Origin of the sequence: Streptomyces sp. NPDC018019, from assembly GCF_044327805.1 — a bacterium.
Taxonomy (GTDB): Bacteria; Actinomycetota; Actinomycetes; order Streptomycetales; family Streptomycetaceae; genus Streptomyces.
In genome coordinates this window covers 438,849-454,357 of sequence record NZ_JBIRGD010000002.1, presented here as the reverse complement: position 1 = coordinate 454,357, position 15,509 = coordinate 438,849, and the positions used below count along the sequence as shown (strand labels likewise).

Below are 15,509 nucleotides of genomic sequence, written 5' to 3'. Positions count from 1 at the left end.
CCCCGCCACCCCCCAAACGACCGAAAAAAGCCGTTTATCGGCGCCGTTTCTTATTCCGACTTGAGCAGAATTTGACCAGGTGGTATTAATCACCCCACGTCAACCCCTGGTTACGGTGGCGTAAGTCACTTCCGGGGGTGAAGTATGTCCTGACGTGGCAGACGATTCGAAGAAGATGAGCAGTGGCGCAGAAGGCGTCATCGGGTCGTACGCAGCCGTCGGGGACAGCTTCACCGAGGGGGTCGGGGATCCCGGCCGTGACGGGGCGTACATCGGCTGGGCGGACCGGCTCGCGGTCCTGCTGTCGGACCGGCGGGCGGAGGGGGACTTCCGGTACGCCAACCTCGCGGTCCGCGGGCGCCTGCTGGACCAGATCGTCGAGGAGCAGGTGCCGCGCGCCAAGGAGCTCGCGCCCGACCTGGTGACGTTCTGTGCCGGCGGCAACGACATCCTGCGGCCGGGCTCGGACCCGGACGACGTCGCCGAGCGGTACGAGGCGGCCGTCGCCGACCTGCGGGAGAAGGTCGGCACCGTGCTGCTCTGCACCGGGTTCGACACCCGTGGCGTACCGGTGCTGCGGCATCTCCGCGGCAAGATCGCGACGTACACCGCTCACGTCCGGGCGATCGCCGACCGGCACGACTGCCCGGTCCTGGACCTGTGGTCGCTGAAGTCCGTGCAGGACCGGCGGGCCTGGAGCGACGACCGGCTCCACCTGTCGGCCGACGGGCACACCCGGGTCGCGCTGCGCGCCGCGCAGGTGCTGGGCCTGGACGTGCCGGCCGATCCGGACCAGGCGTGGCCCCCGGAGGCGGAGCGCACCCCCGCCGAGGCGCGCCGGGACAACATCCAGTGGGCGCGTGAGCACCTGGTCCCGTGGATCGGCCGCCGGCTGCGCGGCGAGTCCTCCGGCGACCACGTCGAGCCGAAGCGGCCCGACCTGCTTCCTCTGTAGGGGGCGGAACGGCGTCTCCGTACAGGAGAACGGCGTGCCCCCGCTGTCCGGCGCAGTGCCACACCGCCGCCCGCCCCATGGCGCGGGCGGCGGTTTCAGTGTGCGGCGGGGGAGTCGTACGGGCCGTACGGGAGGTCGGCCCAGACCGTGCGGCCCCGGCCGGTCGGATCGGGGCGGACGCCCCAGCTCTCGGAGAGGGCACCGACCAGGAACAGGCCCCGGCCGCACTCCTTGTCCACGCTGCCGGGCTGGACGTGCGGCGCCGAGTCGCCCCGGCCCTGATCGGTGATCTCCACGCGCAGGAACGCGCCGAGCACCGCCAGTTCGCAGCCGACCTTCTCGCTGTCGGTGTGCCGTACGGCGTTGGTGAACAGCTCCGACACCACCAACTCGGCGTCGTCGCGGACCTGTTCTGCCGCGCCCCACTCGTGCAGCACCGCGAGAACACGTCTGCGCGCCTCCGGTACGGAGGTGCGGCGCGCCGGCAAGTGGAACGCTTCCCGGGGACGCTCGGCGATGAAGCCGCCACAGCGCCCTAACGAAGGAGCGTTGTTGGAGGAAGCCACTCCGCAACTATGTGCGATGTTGGTCACCAATGGCAAGGATCAATGTGTAATTTGCAGAATCGCAAGCACAGTCTGTTCGGTCTACTGACGGCATGACACACTGCTGATCACTCATGTCGGTGGGAGGGGATCAGAAGTGGCGGATGCACGGTCGGGTGGCGCTCCGACCGTCCTGCGGGTGGTGCTGGGCAAGCGGCTGCAGGACCTGCGCGAGAAGGCGGGGCTGTCCTACGAGCAGGCGGCCGGTGCCCTCGATGTGACGCACGCCACCGTACGGCGCATGGAGAAGGCCGAGGTCGGCCTCAAGATCCCGTACGTGGAGAAGCTGCTCGCCACCTACGGCGTCACCGACCGGGACGAGATCGACGGCTTCGTCAAACTGGCCCGGGAGGCCAACCGGCCGGGCTGGTGGCACAACTTCCGGGACGTGCTGCCCGAGTGGTTCAGCGCGTACGTGAGCCTGGAGAGCGAGGCCAACCTCATCCGGAGCTACCAGCCCCACTACGTACCGGGACTGCTCCAGACCGAGGAGTACGCCCGCGCCGTCCTGCGCGCCGGCAAGCCGCACGCCGCGCGCGAGGAGATCGACCGCGCGGTCGCGCTGCGCATGGAGCGGCAGTCGCTGCTCACCCGCGAGGACGCCCCCATGTTCTGGGTGGTCATGGACGAGACCGTCTTCCGGCGCCCGATCGGCGGGCCGCGGGTGATGCGCGACCAGATCGCCCGGCTGGCCGAGGCCGCCGCGCTGCCCAACATCCGGCTGCAGATCATCACGTTCGCGGCCGGACCGCACCCTTCGATGTACGGGCCGTTCAGCATCTTCCGGTTCCCGATCCCGGAGCTGCCCGACATCGCGTACGCGGAGAACCTGGTGGGCGCCGTGTACTTCGACCAGCGCGACGACGTCTCGACCTTTCTGGAGGCACTGGACCGGATGTGCGCGCAAGCCGCGCCGGCACAGACCACCGAGGCCCTTCTGGGCGGCTTTCGCAAGGAGATCTGAACCATGGATCGCATACGCATCTACAACGGCATGCCCGCCACCGACCTGGGCAGCGACGGCTGGCACAAGCCGTGGAGCGGCGGCAACGGCGGCGACTGCGTGGAGGCGCTGCGGCTCGGGGACGGGCGGGTGGCGCTGCGCCAGTCCACCGATCCGGACGGCCCGGCCCTGATCTACACCCACCGCGAGATCAAGAGTTTCATCGAGGGCGCGAAGGCGGGCGCGGCCGACTTCCTGCTCACCGCGGCGCCCTGCGGGTGCGGCTGCGGCACCGATCGGAGGACGGCGTGACGGAAGCGGACTTCTCCCGGGCCGTGGTCGGCTCGTGGGACGAGGACGGCTCGCAGGGGCTCCAGGACGCGGCGGCCTTCGCGCCCGAGGAGATCGACACCAGCAAGCCGCACCCCGCCCGGATGTACGACTACTACCTGGACGGCCGGGACAACTACGAGGTCGACCGCCAGGCGGCGGAGCGCGTCATCGAGGCGCACCCCCAGGTGCGGCTGAGCGCCCGCGCCAACCGGGCCTTCCTGCACCGCGCGGTGCGCGAGGTGGTCGCCGGCGGCATCCGGCAGATCATCGACATCGGTACGGGCATCCCGACCTCGCCGAACACCCATGAGGTGGCGAGGGAGACGGCCCCCGGCGTCCGGGTCGTCTACGTGGACAACGACCCCATCGTCGCCACCCACGCGGGGGCACGGCTGACCAACACCGAGGACACCGGGTTCGTCCTGGCCGACGTGCGCGACCCGAAGGCCCTGCTCGACCACCCCACGGTCCGCGCGCTGATCGACTTCGGCCGGCCGGTGGCGCTGCTGCTGGTGGCCGTCCTGCACTTCGTCCGGGACGACGAGGACCCGGCGGGGATCGTGGCCACGCTGGCGCGCGAACTGCCCGCCGGCAGCGTCCTGGTGATGTCGCACGCCACGGGCGAGCCGTACGAGGCGTACGAACAGGGCCGTACGGACGAGCAGGCGCGGGACGGCGTCCTCGACGTCTACAAGAACGCGACGGCCACCCTGAACCTGCGGACCAAGGCCGAGGTCGAGCCGCTCTTCGGGCCGTTCGAGCTGCTGCAGCCGGGCGTCGTGCGGGTGCCGCTGTGGCGTCCGGACGGTCCGCCGCCCGGCCCGGCGGAGCTGAACGACATCATCTTCTACGGCGGGGTGGGCCGGAAGCAGGGCTGAGCGCGCAGGGGCGGGCGGGCGTACGGAGACTGTCCAACCGTCCGATACGGGGCGGCGGTTGACACTGCCGCCCGGTGCGCTGAAGGTGAGAGACCTCGGACGCGGACGGGCGGAGGCGCGGTGACCGCGCGACCGGCGCCGGTGACGGCGGCGGCGTACGCGGTCGCCCAGGTGCGGAACGGGGTGGGGCAGGTGCCGGAGACTGCCGCGGGAGCAGAGGCACGGGCAGGGGAGCGGCACGCCGTCGTCATCGGCGGCGGGCTCGCCGGGCTGCTCGCGGCCGGCGCCCTGCTCGGACACGCGGACGTGGTCACCGTGGTCGAACGCGACCGCTACCCGGCCGGCCACGCCTTCCGCAAGGGCGTCCCCCAGGCCCGCCACCTGCACGTCTTCCTCAGCGGCGGCGTGCGGGCGCTGGAGGAGCTGCTGCCCGGCACCGGGCAGGCCCTCACCGGCGCCGGGGCGCGCACCCTCTACCCGCCGCGCGACCTGGTCACCCGTACCGCCGTGGGGTGGCAGCACCGCTTCGACGAGCGCCGCCACGGGTGCCTGTCGGTCACCCGCCCGGTGATCGACGGCGTCGTACGGGACCGCACGCTGCGGGCGGCCGCCGGGTCGGCGACCCGCCTGGAGGTGCTGGAGGCGACCGAGGCGGTCGGTCTGACCGGTGACGCGGAGCGGGTCACGGGCGTACGGGTACGGGCCCGGACCGGCGGCGGACGGACCGGCGGTGCGGCCCCGGCGGGACCGGCCGAACGGGTCCTCCCCGCCGCCCTTGTCATCGACGCCTCCGGCCGTTCCTCCAAGGCGCCGCAGTGGTACGCCGAACTGGGCCGCCCCGCCCCGCGCCAGGAGACGGTGGACGCCGGCATCGCCTACGCGACCCGGATGTTCCGCCCCACCGGCCCGGCCGGCGCCCCGGACATGGGCGTCAACATCCCCGGCTGGCGGGGGAGCCCGCGCGGCGCGGTGTACGTACCGGTCGAGAACGGCACCTGGCTGCTCACCGTCGCGGGCGTCCGCGGCCATCACCCGCCGACCGACGACCAGGGCTTCGCCGACTTCACCGCCACGGTCGGCGACCCGTACATCCACGGCCTGCTGCCGCACGCCGAACCGGTCTCGCCCGTCTACGGCTTCCGCGACACCGCCAACCGCCGCCGGCACTACGAGCGGCCCGGCGCCGTCCCCGAGGGGTTCGTCGTGCTCGGCGACGCCAACTGCACCTTCAACCCGATCTACGGGCAGGGCATGTCGGTCGCCGCGCTCGGCGCCCTGGCGCTGCGCCGCATCCTGGACTCCGGCGGCGGGCTGTGCCCCGGGCTCGCGGCGGAGGCGCAACGGGCGGTGGCCCGCGCCACCGAGAGCGCCTGGATCACCGCGGTCGGCGCCGACCGCCCGTACGCGAACGGCCCGGACGCCCGCGCGGGCCTCGGCGAACGACTGATCTCCTGGTACGTGCAGCGGCTCATCCTCCGCGGCGTCACCGACCCCGTCGTCGGCGCCGCCTTCCGCGACGTCTCCTGCCTCACCGCGCCACCGTCCCGCCTGATGGCCCCGCACACGGTCCTGCGCACCGTCCTGCTGCCGCCCCGGCCCGGTTTCAGCGCCCCGCCGACGGCCGTCGAACCGCTGCGGCGGGCCGCCTGACGGCCACGGGCCCGCCCGTCACCGGCCGCCCGGCACCGGTCCCCGCCCGTCACCGGCCCCCGCTCGGCAGGAACAGGCTGACCGCGCCGGTGGCCAGGGGCGCCAGGATGCCGAACGCCGGGGCCAGCACCTTCGGCAGCGAGACGTCCAGGCGCAGGAAGGCCACCAGCCGCGCCCGGCGCTCGATCCAGTCCTCGGTCAGCTCGTCCGCCTCCGGGATGCGGACCGTCACCTCGACCAGCCGGCTCGCCACCGCCCGCCACAGCACCACGACCGGCAGGAAGACCAGCGCGAACATGACGCTGAAGAACGCGCCGTAGAGCAGCACGGAGGACGCCGGGAAGGTCTTCTCGGACACGCCGTGGGCGAGCAGGGCGTTGCGCAGCGCGCCGCCGTCGATCACCGCGGTCGAGATGATCAGGCTGCCGCCGGTCAGGAAGCGCACCGCGTCCCGCCACGCGCGGTCCAGTTCCCGCAGCGCCCCCACGGGCGCCAGGACCCCCGGTTCGGCGGGCAGCCGCCGGCTCAGCCGCAGCAGCCGGACCTGTACGTCCCACAGGCCCACCGCGCCCGGCGCCGCCGCCAGCATCCCCAGCACGAGCAGCAGCGGAACGCGCCAGGCCAGCCCGTCGAGCGGGACGGGCAGGGTGCCGGGCGGGGTGAAGAAGCGCAGCACGCCGAAGACGGCGCCCATCAACAGGACGGCCCCCGCCGCCAGCACCGCCATGGCCCAGGGGGCGGGCCGGTCGAGCGGATGCCGCCAGCGCCGGTGCACCGCGTACGCCATCGCGTACGCCACCGCCACGTACAGCGCGATCGAGGCGCCGACCAGCGCGCTCCACAGGTCGTACTCCAGGAGCTTGGTGAAGGCGCGCGCCTCGGGCGACTCGGCGGCCCGGAACCGCCCGACGAAAGCGGTGCCGAGCCCGGCGACGGCCAGCAGCCCGAGCGTGACCGCCAGGGGCACGGCCACCAGACGGGCGTCCGGCCGCGCGAGGTGCGGGGCGGCACGGGCCACGGGCGGGGGCAGTGCGGCCGCCGGGACCGGTGGCACGCGCTCTTCCGTACCGGCACGTTCCACGGTTTCCGGGCACTGCGCCGGCCCCCGGGGCGGCACGGGCCCCTGGTCGGCAGGAGGCATTCCGCCGCCCGGGGAATCCCCGTGTTCCGGCGGCAGGGTCTGGCTCATGCCATGAAGGTAGGGCCGTACGGTCCCGCCGCACAGAGGGGCGGCGGGACCGTACGGCCCTCCGGGCGGCGCACCCCACAGCACCGCCCGGCACCCGTACGGCCGGTACGGAATGCCCGTGCCGCCCGCGTGGTCCGGGACGGGTGGGGAACACGTGTCCTGTCCGGGCGTCGCGGGACCCGCCGCCGGTGCCGCGTGCCCGGACGCCGGCGTGCCGGAACCCGTCGCCGCGGCGGTCCGTTCACTGCTCGGCGACCCGTTGACAGCGCTACCGCCCCGAACCATGGAGGTGCCGTGCCCGGCTACCGATCCCGCCGTGAGACCCCGACCGCCCCGCGTGCCGCAGGGCGGTACACGCTGCGGCGGCCCGCCGTCTTCGGCGCCTGGCCCACCGGGGAGCGGCTGGCGCGGATACGACGGTCCCCGCAGTTCGTGGACGGCCAGTTCCGCAACCCCGTACCGACCCGGCAACTGCTCCCGGGCGCCACGCTGCCCATGGCGCGGACGCAGCTCAACCGGGAGGGCCGGCTGCGCCGGGCGCCGGTCGGCCGCATCCCGGTGCACCGGCCGACCGCGGCGGAGCTCAGCGGGCCGCCCGCCTCCGGACTGCGGCTGACGTGGATGGGGCATTCGAGCGTGCTCGCCGAGATCGACGGCCACCGGGTGCTGTTCGACCCGGTCTGGGGCGAGCGCTGCTCACCGTTCGCCTGGGCCGGTCCCAGGCGGCTGCACCCGGTGCCGGTCGCCCTCGGCGAGCTGGACCCGGTCGACGCCGTGGTGATCTCCCATGACCACTACGACCACCTGGACATGCCGACGGTCAAGGCCCTGATCCGTACGGGCACCCGCTTCGTCGTACCGCTCGGCATCGGTGCCGACCTCGAACTGTGGGGCGTCCCCGAGGAGCGCATCACCGAACTGGACTGGCACGAGTCGGCCGGTGTCGGCGGTCTGACGCTGACCGCGACACCCGCGCAGCACTTCTGCGGGCGCGGGCTGCGCGGACCGCAGCACACCCTGTGGGCGTCCTGGGCGGTGGCCGGCCCCACGCACCGGGTCTTCCACAGCGGCGACACCGGCTACTTCCCCGGCTTCGCCGGGATCGGTGCCGAGCACGGCCCGTTCGACGCGACGATGATCCAGATAGGCGCCTACAGCGAGTTCTGGCCGGATGTGCACATGACGCCCGAGGAGGGGGCGCAGGCGCACCTGGATCTGCAGGGCGGCCGGCCGGACGGTCTGATGCTGCCGATCCACTGGGGCACCTTCAACCTCGCGCCCCACCCATGGGCCGAGCCCGCCGAACGCACCATGTACGCCGCCCGCTCCGCCGGCTTCCGCTGCGCCATCCCCCACCCGGGCCGGCCGTTCGAGCCCGCCGACGCGCCCGTGGTGGAACCGTGGTGGCGGACCGTGGCTCTGCCGCCGGTCCACGGCTGGCCGTCCTGGTCCGCCGGGGCACCGCCCGTCGCTGCGCCGGCGGCCGAGGCTTTCGAAGTCGCGGGGTGACGGCGGGCGCCGGCGTACGGAGAGTCCGTACGCCGGCCGCCACACGGCCGGCCGGTATGCCGATCACCGCACGATCGACAGCACCACGGTGCCCGTGCAGACGGCCGCGGCCGTCAGGGTGACGGCACAGCAGGTGCGCACGAGCCTGCTGCGGAACGCCTCGTAGCGGGCCGCGTACTCACCGCGGAGCTGGTCGCACCGGGCGCGGATGCGCTCCCAGTCCCGCCGGGCGCCGGTCAGCCGCTGCTCGGTGTAGCAGCGGACGACCTCGTCGCGCTGGGCCGTGGTCAGCCACGGCAGCCGGTCGGCGAACGCACGGGCCTCGTGGTCGGCGCGGTCCCGCTCGGCGTGAAGGAGGAGGTAGCCCTCCAGCCGGGCGATACCCGCCGCGGTGTCGTGGTCGGCTTCCGTGGTCATGAGCGCGCTCCTGCGGTCCGGCGGCCGGAGCCGGGCGTCAGCTGCCGCCGCCCGGTCCGGGCTCGACCATGTCGCGGCGGCCGGTCTCCTGGGTCTGGTCGCGGACGGCGATGTCCGGGTGGTGCAGGTCGAACGCCGGGGACTCGGAGCGGATCTTGGGCAGGCACACGAAGTTGTGGCGGGGCGGCGGGCAGGAGGTCGCCCACTCCAGGGAACGGCCGTAGCCCCACGGGTCGTCGACGCCGACCTTCTCGCCGTACTTGGCGGTCTTCCAGACGTTGTAGAGGAACGGCAGGGTCGACAGGCCCAGCAGGAAGGACCCGATGCTCGACACGGTGTTGAGCCAGGTGAAACCGTCGGCGGCCAGGTAGTCGGCGTAGCGCCGGGGCATGCCGTTGGCGCCCAGCCAGTGCTGGACGAGGAACGTGGTGTGGAAGCCGGTGAACAGCGTCCAGAAATGGATCTTCCCCAGCCGCTCGTCGAGCATCCGCCCGGTGAACTTGGGCCACCAGAAGTGGAAGCCGGCGAACATCGCGAAGACGACGGTGCCGAAGACCACGTAATGGAAGTGCGCCACGACGAAGTACGAGTCGGTGACGTGGAAGTCCATGGGCGGCGAGGCCAGGATGACCCCGGTCAGCCCGCCGAAGAGGAAGGTCACCAGGAACCCGGTGACCCACAGCATCGGGGTCTCGAACGACAGCGACCCCTTCCACATGGTGCCGATCCAGTTGAAGAACTTCACCCCGGTGGGGATGGCGATGAGGAAGGACATGAACGAGAAGAACGGCAGCAGCACCGCGCCGGTGGGGAACATGTGGTGCGCCCATACGGTCACCGACAGGCCGGTGATGGAGATGGTGGCCGCCACCAGGCCCACGTAACCGAAGATCGGCTTACGGGCGAAGACCGGGATGATCTCGGTGACGACGCCGAAGAACGGCAGCGCGATGATGTAGACCTCGGGGTGGCCGAAGAACCAGAACAGGTGCTGCCACAGGATCGCGCCCCCGAAGGCCGGGTCGTAGAGGTGCGCCCCGAACTTGCGGTCCACCTCCAGGGCGAACAGCGCGGCGGCCAGCACGGGGAAGGCCAGCAGCACCAGCACGCTGGTCAGCATGATGTTCCAGGTGAAGATCGGCAGCCGGAACATGGTCAGGCCCGGCGCGCGCATGCAGATGATCGTGGTGATGAAGTTGACCGAGCCGAGGATCGTACCGAAACCGGAGAACGCCAGGCCCAGGATCCACATGTCGGCGCCGACGTTCGGGGTGTGCACGCCGTTCGACAGGGGCGTGTAGGCGAACCAGCCGAAGTCGGGCGCGCCGTTGGGCGTGAGGAACGAGGCCACGGCGATCAGCGAGCCGAAGAGGTAGAGCCAGTAGGCCAGCATGTTCAGCCGGGGGAAGGCCACGTCGGGCGAGCCGATCTGCAGCGGCATGATCGCGTTGGCGAATCCGGCGAACAGCGGCGTGGCGAACATCAGCAGCATGATCGCGCCGTGCATGGTGAACGCCTGGTTGAACTGCTCGTTCGAGATGATCTGGATGCCCGGCCGGGCCAGCTCCGCCCGCATGGCCAGGGCCAGCAGACCGCCGACGCCGAAGAAGAGGAACGAGGTGACCAGGTACAGCGACCCGATCTTCTTGTGATCGGTGGTCGTCAGCCAGGTCACCACGATCGCGCCCAGGCGCCGGCCGCCCGACGGCCCGCCCCCGTCCTCCGCCGCCCGCTCTGCTTCCGCCACCTGCCCCGACACCGCGCCACGCCCTCTCGTCAGCTGGAACTGCTCACCCGTGTCGTGTTCCGCATCGCGTCGGCGCGACAGCCGGCCGAGCCGTATTGCGGCACTTTGTCCCATTCATACAGCACGGGGGATCTTTGCGGTGGGAGGCCGGACGCAGTGATCTGAGGGGCCGTGGCCCGGCCCGGCGGCGGGCCCCGGCCGCGCGACAGCCGGTCCGTGGGCCCACCGGTCCGTAGGTGCGCCGGCCCGCCGACCCGTCGGTTCGGACCCCGGCGGGCCGGCGGTACGGGTGTCAGGCGCGCCGCCGGACCCACAGGGGAGTGATGACGGCGAGGAGGACGGCCGCGATGCCGACCTGGAAGATGTGGCGGATCCAGTCGACACCGCCGGTGTCGCGCACGCCGAAGGCGGTGGCGAGCGCGTTGCCCGCGACCGCGCCGACCATGCCCAGGATGACCGTCAGCCACAGGGGGACGGGCTGCCGTCCGGGCACGACCAGCTTGGCCAGCAGGCCGATGACGAGCCCCGCGATGATGGCCCACAGGAACGACACGACGACTCCTTCCGTTCATTGATCTTCGGGCACCAGTGCGCGTGCCCGCGTGAGTCCGCCGTAAGCGCCGTCCGCGCGTACCGCTCCGTACCGGGAAGCGGCGGCCGGGCGCGGCGCATGACGCTGCCGGTGACGGGTACGCAGTCGCTGGCCGACCGACAGGAAGCGGCCTGTTCAGAGGAGTGAGACCGATGAGCGTTCCGGACGAGAACCGCCCCAAGAGCGAGAAGACGGACGACACCGCGGCGGCGCGGGCCGAAAGGGACCGCCGTTCCCGGCAGCAGCGGGGTGCCGGACGTACCATGCAGGAGGCTCTGCGGGAGGCCGACGTCCGCCCGCAGGATTACGAGGAGAAGAAGTGACGCAGGCGGGGCGGGTGCCGGGGGCGCTTCCCCGCTGAGGTTCCCGTTCCGTACGGAGATTTGCCGCCGTGACTTCTGACCCCGGGCCCGCAGGGCTTCACCCGAATGGACCAGTGGTCCGGCCGCAGTCGGCCGTTCGCGCACTGGAAGGCCGACGGCGAAGCGGCCCTGCACCGGGCGGACCGGACCGGCTTCGCCGCGCTCCCATGGGCAAAGCGCTTAGGGGAGGCTAACCTTGATCTTGTGACTCCGGTTCACCAGCTTGCCGGCGCGGCCGGTTCCACCGATCTGGACGCGACGTACGCGGCGTACTTCGCGTCGATCGCGCAGGCCGACGAGAGCCGCGACGGCACCGTCCGGCACCGGCTGCGCCCGGAGGTCGGCGACGGCACGATCGAGGTCACGACATTGCGGAGCGGGTTCCACGTCCTCCGGTACGACGTCGCGTTCGCCGGCGGGCATCAGGTCCGGTTCGCCTTCCCGGGCGACCACTTCGAGCTGGAGCACTGCGTCGACGGGCGCATGCACATCAGCGAGACCCGCACCGGCGCCGGTGATCTGGAGGCCAACTCGGTGTCGCTGAGCCCCCGGTGCGCCACCGACGGCGTCATCGCGCACGGTGACGGCGAGCGGTACCGCGCGGTGTCGATCACCGGGACCTGGACCGGGCTGGAGTCCTATCTCAGCGGCCTCGGAGCGGGCGCCCTGCCGGCCATCGGGCCGGAGAACGTCGCGCGCGAACGGTACTTGGGCCGGTCCACCGCGCTGCGCCCGGCGGCCGGTCCGCTGGAGGAGATCTTCCTGCACCGGCGCGCGTCCCCGGGGCGCCTGCTGTTTCTGGAATCGCGGCTGGTGGCGGCGATGGCCGCACTGGTCGACGGACTCACGGTCACCGCGACGCCAGCGGACACGCAGGACCTCGCCCTGGACGACCACGAAGTGGCCGCGCTGCGCCGTGTCCCCGACCTGCTGTGGCGGGAGCGCCACGCACCGCCGACACTGGCCGACCTGGCCCGCGCGTCATCGATGTCGGTCCGGCGCCTCGCCACCGGATTCCGTGCGCTGTACGGGACATCGGTGATGGAGTACCACCGGCGCCGCTGCCTCGACCGGGCCGCGGCGCTCCTCGTCGAGACCGACTGGCCGGTCTCCCGGATCGGGCACGAGGTCGGCTACGCCTCGCCCAGCAACTTCGGCTACGCCTTCCGGCGCGACCGGGGCACCACTCCCGCCCGGTTCAGGCAGGCACACTCCTGACGCAGGGCGTGCGCCGGACGGGCACCGCGCTCCACATTTCCGGGCCCCTCGCTCCACACCACGCCGCGGCCCCGCAGCCGAAGATGTGGCGAGTAGCGGCCGCACCGGCCGTCATGTCGTCGTGAAGGAAGGCCGGATCCCTCGGTGACGGCGTTGCGTTGGCCTGCGCCTCCGTCTTCGCCCTGCATCCATGTCCGCGCCCGCGCCGGTGTGGACGGGCGGCGTGCCGGTATGCCGGTGCGCCGGCGTCCGCGCTGTCGGAGGCGTCTTCGGTGTTCCCTCCGGCGTCGCTGTACGGGCCGGTGTCCGCGCCGCCGAGATGCCGTGGCGCCGCGGCCGGAACCGGCCGGTGGCGCGACGCCTCCGCCGCGGCCGGATCGACAGCTGCGTTGCGAGTAAGGTAAGGCTTACCTTACCGTTCAGGTATCCCTCAGGCACTTTCGGATGGAGACCGATGACCGTCAGCATCGATACCGCGACCCCGCGGACCGGGACGGGGCGACTCATCGTCGTCCTCGGCGGACTCTCGGCGGTGTCGCCGTTCGCCATCGACATGTACGCGCCCGGCTTCCCCGAGATCGTCACCTCGTTCGCGACCTCGAAGACGAACGTCCAACTCTCCCTGACCGCCTGCCTCATCGGGATCGCCGTCGGCCAGGTCGTGCTCGGCCCGGTCAGCGACGCGATGGGGCGGCGGCGGTTACTCCTGGCCGGTTCCGGCATGTTCACCGTGTTCTCCCTGGTCTGCGCGGTCGCCCCGTCCATCGCCGTGTTCGACGTGGCCCGGCTGCTGCAGGGCATCGCCGGCAGCGCGGGCATCGTCATCGGACGGGCGGTGGTCAGCGACCGGTTCACCGGCACCCATGCGGCCCGCCAGCTCACCACGCTGAGCGTGATCGGATCGACCGCGCCGGTCCTCGCGCCGGTGGTCGGAGGGCTCATCCTCGACGTCGGATCGTGGCGGCTGGTGTTCGTCGCGCTGGCCGTGACCGGGCTGCTGTTGCTGCTGGCGGTCCGGGCGTGGGTACCCGAATCGCTGCCCGCCGAGCGGCGCAGGGCCGGCGGCCTGCGCGCCATGTCCGCCGCGATGGGCGGACTGCTCCGGCGCCGTGAACTGGTCGGCTACCTCCTGGTCATGGGGTGCGGGCTGGGCGCCCTGTTCGCCTACATCAGCGGTTCGCCCTTCGTCTTCCAGAACATCTACGGCTTGTCGCCCACCGGTTACAGCCTCGTCTTCGCCGCGAACGCCGTCGGCACCGTGGTGGCGGGCACGATCTTCGGGCGGCTGGCCGGGCGCGTACGTCTCAACAGCCTGCTCGCCGTCGGCGTGGCCATCACCGTGCTCTCCCTGGCCGTGCTGGTGGTCCTGCTCTCCAGCGGCATCAGCACCTTCCCCACCACCTGGGCCTGCCTGTTCGGCCTGACGTTCGGGTTCGGGCTGCTGCTGCCCGCGTCGACCACCATCATCCTCGCGGTCGGCAGCGACGCCCCCGGAGCCGCCTCCGGACTGCTCGGCGGCGCCCAGTTCGTCCTCGGCGCCGCCGCCGCGCCGCTCCCCGGCGTCCTGGGCAACACCACCGCCATGTCGACGGCCGTCGTGGTGCTGGGCTGCGTGCTCATCGCAGCGGTGGCCCTGGTCGCACTCGCCCGACCGTGGCAGGGTCATGGCGAGCCGGCCGGCCAAGCCTGAGTCCGCAGCGCCCTTTCGCCCTGCGGTGTATCCGCCGTATATCGCGCGACGTACCCGCTTCGTATCCGCACTTACCCGCTACGTACCCTCGACGTACCTGAGAAGGGGAAACCCGTGACCAGTACGGAACGTGCCGCGACAGCGGCCGTGCAAGAACTGGAGATCTCCCGCCGCTGCCCCTATGCGCCGAATGCGCAGCACTTCCGATTCCTGCGCCAGGGGCGCCCCGTCAAAGTCAGGCTGGCGTCCTTGGGACCCGACGCGCCGGTCTGGGCGGTGAGCAACCACGCCGATATCCGCACCATGCTCAACGACGGCCGGTTCAGCGCCGACCGGCAGCAGCAGGGCTTTCCGTTCCAGGTGGACGGGCAGCCGGGCCATTTCCGCCGGACGATGATTTCCATGGACGGGCCGGAACACCGGGACGTCCGCCGTTCGGTGACCGGCGAGTTCACCCTGAAGCGCATGAAGGCGTTACAGCCGCGTATTCAGGAGATCGTGGACGACTGCCTCGACACGATGCTGGCCGGTCCCAAACCGGCGGACCTGGTCGGCGCGCTCGCCCTGCCCGTTCCCTCGCTGGTGATCTGCGAGCAGCTCGGCGTGCCCTACGAGGGGCACGACTTCTTCCAGTCCCGCTCCCACATGCTGTTGCTGCGCGGCGCTTCGGCCGAGGAACGGCTGCGGGCGCTGGACGAACTCATCGAGTTCCTCGGCGACCTCATCGCCGAGAAGGAGACCGAGCCGACCGATGATCTGCTCGGACGCCAGATCGTGAAACTGCGCGAGGCGGGCACCTACCGGCGTGAAGAGCTGGCGCGCATGGCATTCCTGCTGCTGGTCGCCGGGCACGAGACCACCGCGAACATGATTTCGCTCGGCACCATGGTCCTGCTCGATCGGCCGGCGGACGCGGATGCCCTGCGCGCGGACCCGGGCAGGATCCCGGCCGCCGTGGAAGAACTCCTGCGCTACTTCACCATCGCCGAGTTCATTCCCACACGGGTGGCCACCGAGGACGTCGAACTGGGCGGCAGCCTGATCAAAGCAGGCGATGTCCTCGTCGCGCTCTGCAACGTGGCCAACCGCGATCCCGCGGTGTTCCCCGGCGGCGACGAACTGGACCTGCGGCGCGGCGCCCGGCACCAACTGGCCTTCGGCTTCGGGGCGCACCAATGCCTCGGCCAGAATCTCGCCCGGATGGAACTGGAGATCGTCTACTCGACCCTGCTACGGCGTATCCCGACACTGCGCCCCGCGATACCGACCGCCGACTTGCCGTTCAAGCACGACGCGGACATCTACGGCATCCATGAATTCCCGGTCACCTGGTGACACGTGCCGCCGGCACTCGCTGGGCTCCGCTGATCCGGGGCGCCGAACGCCGTGCCGGTCCGGTTACTCGAACAACGCACGCAACA

Annotated in this window: 15 protein-coding genes; 10 read left to right on the top strand and 5 right to left on the bottom strand. The window is 71.9% G+C overall.

What is annotated here, in order from left to right; all coding sequences use genetic code 11:
- Positions 1-154: 154 nt before the first annotated feature.
- Positions 155-955, top strand: a complete 801-nt coding sequence (locus tag ACH4FX_RS05205) for an SGNH/GDSL hydrolase family protein (protein WP_398475288.1) — start codon at positions 155-157, stop codon at positions 953-955.
- Between the two features lie 95 nt (positions 956-1,050).
- Here the strand turns inward: ACH4FX_RS05205 and ACH4FX_RS05200 are convergent, their stop codons facing one another.
- On the bottom strand, positions 1,051-1,521 hold the full coding sequence (locus tag ACH4FX_RS05200) for an ATP-binding protein (RefSeq protein WP_398475286.1): 471 nt from the start codon (positions 1,519-1,521) through the stop codon (positions 1,051-1,053).
- Positions 1,522-1,657: 136 nt separating this feature from the next.
- Here ACH4FX_RS05200 and ACH4FX_RS05195 point away from each other — a divergent pair, with 136 nt between their 5' ends.
- The 4 genes from ACH4FX_RS05195 (at position 1,658) to ACH4FX_RS05180 (ending at position 5,364) form a co-directional block, all read left to right on the top strand.
- Entirely contained in the window at positions 1,658-2,524 is an 867-nt protein-coding gene (locus tag ACH4FX_RS05195; RefSeq protein WP_398475284.1) for a helix-turn-helix domain-containing protein, read from the top strand.
- Between the two features lie 3 nt (positions 2,525-2,527).
- A complete protein-coding gene (locus tag ACH4FX_RS05190) occupies positions 2,528-2,815 on the top strand; it encodes a DUF397 domain-containing protein (protein WP_398475282.1) in 288 nt (95 codons plus the stop codon).
- A gap of 23 nt (positions 2,816-2,838) precedes the next feature.
- Positions 2,839-3,714 carry an SAM-dependent methyltransferase gene (locus ACH4FX_RS05185; protein ID WP_398475518.1) on the top strand — a complete coding sequence of 292 codons (876 nt, stop codon included), beginning with the start codon at positions 2,839-2,841 and terminating at the stop codon, positions 3,712-3,714.
- A 192-nt stretch (positions 3,715-3,906) separates the two neighbouring features.
- Positions 3,907-5,364, top strand: coding sequence for an NAD(P)/FAD-dependent oxidoreductase (locus ACH4FX_RS05180; RefSeq protein ID WP_398475517.1), 1,458 nt, complete (start codon positions 3,907-3,909; stop codon positions 5,362-5,364).
- 49 nt (positions 5,365-5,413) lie between these two features.
- Here the strand turns inward: ACH4FX_RS05180 and ACH4FX_RS05175 are convergent, their stop codons facing one another.
- The gene (locus ACH4FX_RS05175) at positions 5,414-6,553 is read right to left on the bottom strand and encodes a hypothetical protein (protein WP_398475280.1); all 1,140 of its coding nucleotides are present in this window, start codon (positions 6,551-6,553) and stop codon (positions 5,414-5,416) included.
- A 357-nt stretch (positions 6,554-6,910) separates the two neighbouring features.
- Between ACH4FX_RS05175 and ACH4FX_RS05170 the strand changes: the two genes are divergently transcribed.
- Positions 6,911-8,062, top strand: a complete 1,152-nt coding sequence (locus tag ACH4FX_RS05170) for an MBL fold metallo-hydrolase (RefSeq protein WP_398475515.1) — start codon at positions 6,911-6,913, stop codon at positions 8,060-8,062.
- 63 nt (positions 8,063-8,125) lie between these two features.
- Here the strand turns inward: ACH4FX_RS05170 and ACH4FX_RS05165 are convergent, their stop codons facing one another.
- The 3 genes from ACH4FX_RS05165 to ACH4FX_RS05155 form a co-directional block, all read right to left on the bottom strand.
- Positions 8,126-8,479, bottom strand: a complete 354-nt coding sequence (locus ACH4FX_RS05165) for a hypothetical protein (protein ID WP_398475278.1) — start codon at positions 8,477-8,479, stop codon at positions 8,126-8,128.
- A gap of 37 nt (positions 8,480-8,516) precedes the next feature.
- The gene (ctaD, locus tag ACH4FX_RS05160; protein ID WP_398475276.1) at positions 8,517-10,226 is read right to left on the bottom strand and encodes a cytochrome c oxidase subunit I; all 1,710 of its coding nucleotides are present in this window, start codon (positions 10,224-10,226) and stop codon (positions 8,517-8,519) included.
- Between the two features lie 292 nt (positions 10,227-10,518).
- The gene (locus ACH4FX_RS05155; RefSeq protein WP_398475274.1) at positions 10,519-10,779 is read right to left on the bottom strand and encodes a GlsB/YeaQ/YmgE family stress response membrane protein; all 261 of its coding nucleotides are present in this window, start codon (positions 10,777-10,779) and stop codon (positions 10,519-10,521) included.
- 191 nt (positions 10,780-10,970) lie between these two features.
- Between ACH4FX_RS05155 and ACH4FX_RS05150 the strand changes: the two genes are divergently transcribed.
- The 4 genes from ACH4FX_RS05150 to ACH4FX_RS05135 all read left to right on the top strand — a co-directional run bounded on the left by ACH4FX_RS05150 (position 10,971) and on the right by ACH4FX_RS05135 (position 15,423).
- A complete protein-coding gene (locus ACH4FX_RS05150) occupies positions 10,971-11,141 on the top strand; it encodes a hypothetical protein (RefSeq protein WP_398475273.1) in 171 nt (56 codons plus the stop codon).
- Positions 11,142-11,384: 243 nt separating this feature from the next.
- Complete coding sequence (locus ACH4FX_RS05145; RefSeq protein ID WP_398475271.1) at positions 11,385-12,398, top strand: helix-turn-helix transcriptional regulator; 1,014 nt, start codon at positions 11,385-11,387, stop codon at positions 12,396-12,398.
- A gap of 454 nt (positions 12,399-12,852) precedes the next feature.
- Entirely contained in the window at positions 12,853-14,088 is a 1,236-nt protein-coding gene (locus ACH4FX_RS05140; RefSeq protein ID WP_398475269.1) for a multidrug effflux MFS transporter, read from the top strand.
- Positions 14,089-14,202: 114 nt separating this feature from the next.
- Positions 14,203-15,423 (top strand): cytochrome P450, encoded by a 1,221-nt coding sequence (locus tag ACH4FX_RS05135; RefSeq protein WP_398475267.1) that lies wholly within the window; start codon positions 14,203-14,205, stop codon positions 15,421-15,423.
- The last annotated feature ends 86 nt before the right edge of the window (positions 15,424-15,509 follow it).

What these genes read in the sequence shown, in the direction of transcription:
- ACH4FX_RS05165 (WP_398475278.1), bottom strand. Translation starts at nt 8,479, where the DNA reads ATGACCACGGAAGCCGACCACGACACCGCGGCGGGTATCGCCCGGCTG.
- ACH4FX_RS05150 (WP_398475273.1), top strand. Translation starts at nt 10,971, where the DNA reads ATGAGCGTTCCGGACGAGAACCGCCCCAAGAGCGAGAAGACGGACGAC.
- ACH4FX_RS05190 (WP_398475282.1), top strand. Translation starts at nt 2,528, where the DNA reads ATGGATCGCATACGCATCTACAACGGCATGCCCGCCACCGACCTGGGC.
- ACH4FX_RS05175 (WP_398475280.1), bottom strand. Translation starts at nt 6,553, where the DNA reads ATGAGCCAGACCCTGCCGCCGGAACACGGGGATTCCCCGGGCGGCGGA.
- ACH4FX_RS05140 (WP_398475269.1), top strand. Translation starts at nt 12,853, where the DNA reads ATGACCGTCAGCATCGATACCGCGACCCCGCGGACCGGGACGGGGCGA.